The organism is Stenotrophomonas sp. 3diitr2024, assembly GCF_042136455.1.
Taxonomy (GTDB): Bacteria; Pseudomonadota; Gammaproteobacteria; order Xanthomonadales; family Xanthomonadaceae; genus Stenotrophomonas; species Stenotrophomonas sepilia.
Genome location: NZ_JBHHMJ010000461.1, coordinates 1 through 6,505, shown reverse-complemented (window position 1 = coordinate 6,505; position 6,505 = coordinate 1). Strand labels below are relative to the sequence as shown.

The window sequence follows — 6,505 nt, the reverse complement described above, 5'->3', positions numbered from 1 at the left end:
GACGTGATCTAGTCAGCCGCATGGATGCGGCTGCCAAGCCTACAAGGACGTACTTGCGGCGTCCCCCGCGAACCCGCCCCGCCCGGTCAAGCGCTGCTTTTGCTTTTGCTTTACGCGACCAACCGCCCACCCACGAGGGGCTGCGCCGTTCGCTGGAACCTATTCCGAAGGCGCAGGCTTCTGCCGAAGCAGGCTGAGCGCCAGGCCACCCACCACCAGTACGCCCAGGCCCAGCAACGCCCACAGCAACCACGATTTCCAATCGCGCTGCGGCTTCAGCGCCGCATCGCCGGCCAGCGGCTCCGGGCTGCCTTCCAGGCGCGCCAGTGTTGGCTGCCACGAAGGATCGTTGCGCTGCCGAAGTTCCTCGATCAGCACCCCGATCGGCGCGTCCGTGCGGCGCGCGGTCGCGCTGCCCACCGCCAGTGCGTAGGGCGCCGCGCCCTGGCTCAGGAACACCAGCACTTCCGGCTGGTAACCCAGACGCAGCGTCGGCGCGGTGGCGGTTTCCGCCGGATTCGCCACCAGTTTCCAGTAGCGGTCGCGGTGCACCCCGCCCAGCGGCTGTGCCGCCGACTGCTGGCGCTGGCCCTGCGTGCCCTGCTGCACCTGGTAGGCGATCCACGGCGCGCTGCGACGTTGCCATTCCGCACTCTCGTCATCGCGGCTGAACAGCGTCCATTGCACCAGGCTGTTATCGGTGCTGGCGACATCGGCACGTGCCACCGGGAACCGGCCATCCATCTCGAAGGTGTACTCGCCCTTGCCCGACGACGTCGGCTCCAGCGACAGCCATTCCCAGGGCAGCGTGGCCGGTGCTGGCGGCAGTTCCGCCAGTACGCCGCGCAGGGTCGGCAGGCGCGAGTCGCCCTGCGCCAGGATACGCAGGTAGCGTGCAGCGCCGTCCACCTGCAGGCGGCGCTGCAGCAGGCGCTTGCCGGCGCGCTGCAGATCCACCAGCGGCATGTCGCGGCCAATCGATCGCCAGTGCTGCAGGTCGTCACTGGCATCCAGCTGCACCTGCGCCTGCAGCGGCTGGCCGCTGTCGGTCCAGTCCAGCACCAGTGCCGCCAGCGGCTGCTGGTCGAGCATGCTGGCGTCGATCAGCCAGCCGCCCTGCCCGCTCGACCCAGCCCCGCCACCCACCCGCGCTTCGACCCGGCGCACGCGCCCATCGGTATCACGCTCGGTCAGCAGCTGCAGGTCGTTGCGCTGTGCATCGGCCAGCGGCGGCAGCACGAACCACGGCAGTTCACGCTGCACCGGCGACTGCGCCAGCGGCTGGTCCGGCGCCAGCAGTGCCGACGGCAACAACTGGCTGGCCGCGTTGAACACCTGCAGATCGCTGAGATCGGCGGTCACGGCACGGCGGTAGATCGCCGGCTCCAGCACGATACGGTAGGCACCGGACTGCGCACTGGACAATGTGAGCGGCCATTGCTCGGCATACTGCGTGCGGTAATCAGCCGCCTGTACCACGACGGCGGCCAGCATGCCGAACATCGCCGGCAGCAGCGCCCTGCTCCACTTCCTCATTGCGATTCCTCCACGGTCGGCGCCGCGCTTGGCGGTGCCGGTGCCAGATAACCCACGACCGTGCACAGCAGGCCGTAGGCGATGAACGATGCGATGCCCAGCAGGTTGCCCAGGTGCTGGCGATCGACAATAACCAGCTTGGCCAGCACCACGCCCATCAGCACGGCACCGACCATCCACAACACACGCTGGCTGCGACGCGAACCCCACACCCAGGCAATCACACCCAGCACGCTCCACAACACGGTCAGGCTGGTCTGCGCCAGGCTGAAGCGCATCATCGAGGCATTCCACGCCAGTCCACCCCATTGGTGTACGCCATGCAGCACCAGGCTGGTCAACGCGAGGAAGGCCGCCAGTGCCAGCAGCGGCATGCGGATGTTCAGCAATGCCTGCGGTGCCTCACTGCCGTACAGCCAGCGCGCCAGCAGCAGCAGGCTCAGCCACTGGCCGATCTCGGCCGGATTCAGCACCGGCAGCCACAGCAGCGGTGCGGCGTCGCCCGGCAGCAGCTGGCCCAGCAGCCAACCGATCGCCAGCAGGCCGAACAGCACGCACTGCAGCGGGACGCGCGCGCTGTCGAAGGCCGCGCCCAGCGGCCAGCGCAATGCGTTCCAGCGCCACAGCGACAGCGCCGCCATCAGCAGCCACGGCAAGGTCACCAGCAGGGTCGTCCAACCCTGCGCCAGGCCGGCCTCGCCACTACCCCACAAGGCCAGCAACGAAAGCAGCGACGGCCACAGCAGCCACCACAGGAACTGCGCGATGCGGGCCACGGTATCGCCGCCTTGGCGCAGGCACAGCAGGGTACGCACGCCCAGTACCGCGAACACCGCCCAGGCCAGCGCGCCGTGGCCGGCGAACGGCTGGTGGTGTGCATCGCTCTGCATCAGGGCCAGCGGGAAGCCCAGCGCGAGCATGGCCAGCGCGGTCACGCCCAGCGCACGCGCCGGCTGGCGACGCTGCGCTTCGGCCGCCAGCCAGCCAGTGACCGCGGCCAGCACCAGCAACGCGTCCACTTCGGTGCGGTACGGGAAGAAGCGGGTGATCTCATGGACCAGGCCGCCCAGCCACCACAGCAGGCCCCACAGGTAATACCCCAGTGCGACCTCATGACGCGGCCTGCGCTGGTAGCTCCACGCCGACGCGAAGCCGGCCAGGGCCAGCAACAGCGCGCCAACGGCGGTCGGGTTGATCAGGAAGCGCAGGTCTTCGTGCCAGTGGTCGCCACCGGCAACGAAGGCGAATGCGGCGCCGATCTGCAGCAACGCGCCGGAGACCTGCGGCAGCCACCGCTTCTGGCGCAGCCCCAACCACGCCAGGCCAGCGCCTTCCAGTGCAAACACGGCGCCCGTGGCGCGCGCCGACAATGCCAGCGGCACCGCCAGCGTGGCGAAACCCACCGCGAGCACGGCATGCGACTGCGCCAGCACGGTGTACGACGCACGTGCGATCAGCGCCCGGGCCAACACCGCGTAGATCGCCGCCAGGCCCAGCGCGCACAGTGCCAGCGTCATCGGTTGCGCGTGCAGCATACCTGCCTGCAGCGAGAACGCGACCAGCGGCGTGCCGAACACCAGGCTGCCATCGATCAAGTCACGGCGGCCGGCCGGCTGGCGACGCGCGTACAGCAGCGGTATCAGCAGGTAGAACACGAAGAACAGCGCCAGGAACGGCTCGGTGCTGCTGAACTTGTCCGGCGCGTACTGCAGCACGCCCCAGAAGGTGCCAATGCCGAAGGTGAAGGCGAAGCCCAGCAGGTTCAGCGCGCGCCATGGGCGGAACCAGGCAATGGCGAAGATGCCCGCATTGAGCACGGCGTAATAGCTGAACAGCCCCACGTGGTTGCCGCTGCCGGTGGACAGCCACAGCGGTGCCATGAAGCCGGCCAGGATGCCCAGCACGGCCAGCGTGCGCGAGTTCTGCACCACCGCCAGCACGCACAGCCCGGCCACCAGTGCGATCGAACTGGCAAAGGCAAAGGCCGGCGGAATCAGGTCGAAGCGCTTGAACGCCGCGAAGATGGTCAGCAGCAGTACGCCGATGGCACCGCCCTGCAGCGCCAGGGCAAACAGCCGCCGGCGTTCACGCTGGTGCCAACCGAAGGCCAGCAGGCCCAGCGCAGCCACGGTGATGCCGGCCAGGCGCAGTTCGATCGGCAGCACCAGCCAGCCCTGGTCGCTGACGTACTTCAGCAGCGCTGCGACACCGGCCAGCAGCACCAGCATGCCGATCTTGACCGGCACGTTGCCTTCGGTGAACCAGCGCTTGACCGCACCGATGCCACGCTCGATGACATTGGGCAGTGCCGGTTCGGAAGGCAGCGGCGGCTGCACCGGCACCGCCGGTGGCGCAGCAGGACGGGGGACAGGCACCCCGGTGGGCGTTGCTTCGCGCACCGGTGGCTGCGGGGGCTGAGGCGCAGCAGCAGCGGCGGCCGGCCGCAGGAACGGTGGATCGGCGCTGGCAGCAGGTGCGGCCACAGGCCGTTCAGGCGCGGGTGCGGTGGCGGCCGGCCTGACGGCGGCCGGCGCGGCGGCCATCGCGCTTTCCAGCGCAGCGACGCGGCGGCGCAGGCCGGCAATCATCACCAGCGCGACCACCAGCAACAGCGGGATGGCCAGAAGAACCAGTACGACCAGGGCTATCAGTGCTTCCATTGCGTGCTTCCAATGCGATCCCGCGCCCCAGCGGCGGCGGTCGACCGCCCCATGCTACGACAGGGTGGGTCCCATAAACGACGAACCCCGGCCAGGCCGGGGTCCGTCTGCGATCTACACCGGCCTTACTTGGCGGCGATGACCTTGGCCATTTCCAGGCACTTGTTGGAGTAGCCCCACTCGTTGTCGTACCAGGTCACCAGCTTGACGAAGGTGCCGTCCAGGGCGATGCCGGCGTCGGCGTCGAACACCGAGGTGCAGGTCTCGCCGCGGAAATCGGTGGCCACAACCTTGTCTTCGGTGTAGCCGAGGATGCCCTTCAGCGCGCCTTCGCTCTGTGCCTTCACTTCAGCGCAGATCTCGGCGTAGGTGGCTTCCTTCTCCAGCTCGACGGTCAGGTCGACCACCGATACGTCCGAGGTCGGGACGCGGAAGCTCATGCCGGTCAGCTTCTTGTTCAGTTCCGGGATGACCACGCCGACGGCCTTGGCCGCACCGGTGGACGAGGGAATGATGTTTTCCAGGATGCCACGGCCGCCGCGCCAGTCCTTGTTGGACGGGCCATCGACGGTCTTCTGGGTGGCGGTGGCCGCATGCACGGTGGTCATCAGGCCGCGCTTGATGCCCCACTTGTCATTGATGACCTTGGCCAGCGGAGCCAGGCAGTTGGTGGTGCACGACGCGTTGGAGATGATTGCCTGGCCAGCATAGGTCTTGTCGTTCACGCCGAACACGAACATCGGCGTGTCGTCCTTCGACGGGGCCGACATGATGACCTTCCTGGCGCCGGCATCGATGTGCTTCTGCGCGGTTTCCTTGGTCAGGAACAGGCCGGTGGCTTCCAGCACCACGTCGGCGCCGACTTCGTCCCACTTCAGGTTGGCCGGGTCGCGTTCCTGGGTCAGGCGGATCTTCTTGCCGTTGACCAGCAGGTCGTTGCCCTGCACCGCCACGTCGGCCTTGAAGCGGCCGTGCACGGAGTCGTACTTGAGCATGTAGGCCAGGTAATCCGGCTCCAGCAGATCGTTGATGGCCACGATTTCGATGTCGTCGCCGAAGTTCAGCACCGCCGAGCGCAGGACGTTACGCCCGATGCGACCGAAACCGTTGATACCAACCTTGATTGCCATTTCTCAAGCTCCTGCAGCCGCGACGGGTGCGGCGGGATGGATAGGGCCCACAAGTCTAGCAGGCCGGGGCTGACCACCGTGGGCCAGGCCGGGCCGCCAGCAGGTCGGCGGACAGGATTTGATCCGGATCAAAGCGTTAGCGCGGCGTGAGGCCGAGACTGTCGCCATCCACCCAGCAACGAGAACACCCCCATGCGCAAGACCTCCTCCCTGATCGTGGCCAGCCTGGCCGCCGCCCTGTCCCTCGCCGCCGCCCCGGCCATGGCCCAGTCCAAGGGCGACTGGACCGTTTCGGCCGGCGTGCACCAGGTGGCGCCGAAGTCGAACAACGGCTGGCTGGCCGGCGGCACCCTGAAGGTCGACGTCGACAACGACGTCAAGCCGACCATCACCGGCGAGTACTTCATCGCCGACAACCTGGGCATCGAAGTGCTGGCCGCACTGCCGTTCAAGCACGACATCAACATCAACGGCCTGGGCCGCGTCGGCAGCACCAAGCAGCTGCCGCCGGTGGTGACCCTGCAGTACCACTTCAACAGCAAGGGCAAGGTCTCGCCGTTCGTTGGCGCGGGCGTGAACTACACCACCTTCTTCAGCGAAGACACCACCGGTGCATTGGCCGGCAGCAAGCTGAAGCTGCAGGATTCGTGGGGCCTGGCCGCGCATGCGGGCATCGACTTCGCGATCGGCGAGAAGGGCGCCCTGCGCGTGGACATGCGCTGGATCGACATCGACAGCAAGGTGAAGTTGAACGGCGAGAAGATCGGCACCGTCAACATCGATCCGCTGGTCTACGGCGCTTCGTACGTCTTCAAGTTCTAAAGCGGTGTGTTGAGTGCGGGGGGCTTCGCCCGCCCCGCTCCCCCGCTATACGCAAAACCCTCGCAGCATGTTGCCCCGGTGATTGCCGGGGCTTTTTTGTGCCTGGGACTGAAGCGGTTCCGGAGCTGGGGCGAGGCGGGGAGCAGAGCCTGTACATCCGAGGCGTAATGGTTGCCTGCAATTGCAAAAGGCGGATTTTGATCCTGCATTTGTTCTTGATGTTGCCTTTGACGTTTGCATCCGCCTCCGCAGCCATGTTGGATGGGGCTGCAGGGGCAGGCGCTGCGGGACCGTCCGCGGCATGAATGCCGCGGCCGAGCTTACAGGGACGTACTTGCAGCGTGTCCCGCAGCGCCT

Annotated in this window: 4 protein-coding genes; 1 reads left to right on the top strand and 3 read right to left on the bottom strand. The window is 67.4% G+C overall.

Annotated features, from left to right (window positions below; all coding sequences use genetic code 11):
* Positions 1–159 precede the first annotated feature (159 nt).
* The 3 genes from ABGA94_RS11635 to gap form a co-directional block, all read right to left on the bottom strand.
* Positions 160–1,536, bottom strand: coding sequence for a DUF3999 domain-containing protein (locus ABGA94_RS11635; protein ID WP_111174616.1), 1,377 nt, complete (start codon positions 1,534–1,536; stop codon positions 160–162).
* Positions 1,533–4,196, bottom strand: a complete 2,664-nt coding sequence (locus tag ABGA94_RS11630; RefSeq protein WP_111174617.1) for a DUF2339 domain-containing protein — start codon at positions 4,194–4,196, stop codon at positions 1,533–1,535. Before ABGA94_RS11630 ends, ABGA94_RS11635 begins: the two co-directional genes overlap by 4 nt.
* Positions 4,197–4,321: 125 nt before the next feature.
* A complete protein-coding gene (gap, locus tag ABGA94_RS11625; protein ID WP_005418885.1) occupies positions 4,322–5,326 on the bottom strand; it encodes a type I glyceraldehyde-3-phosphate dehydrogenase in 1,005 nt (334 codons plus the stop codon).
* A 192-nt stretch (positions 5,327–5,518) separates the two neighbouring features.
* On the opposite strand from gap, the gene ABGA94_RS11620 reads away from it, so the two are divergent.
* Positions 5,519–6,148 (top strand): OmpW family protein, encoded by a 630-nt coding sequence (locus ABGA94_RS11620; RefSeq protein ID WP_005418891.1) that lies wholly within the window; start codon positions 5,519–5,521, stop codon positions 6,146–6,148.
* Positions 6,149–6,505: the final 357 nt, after the last annotated feature.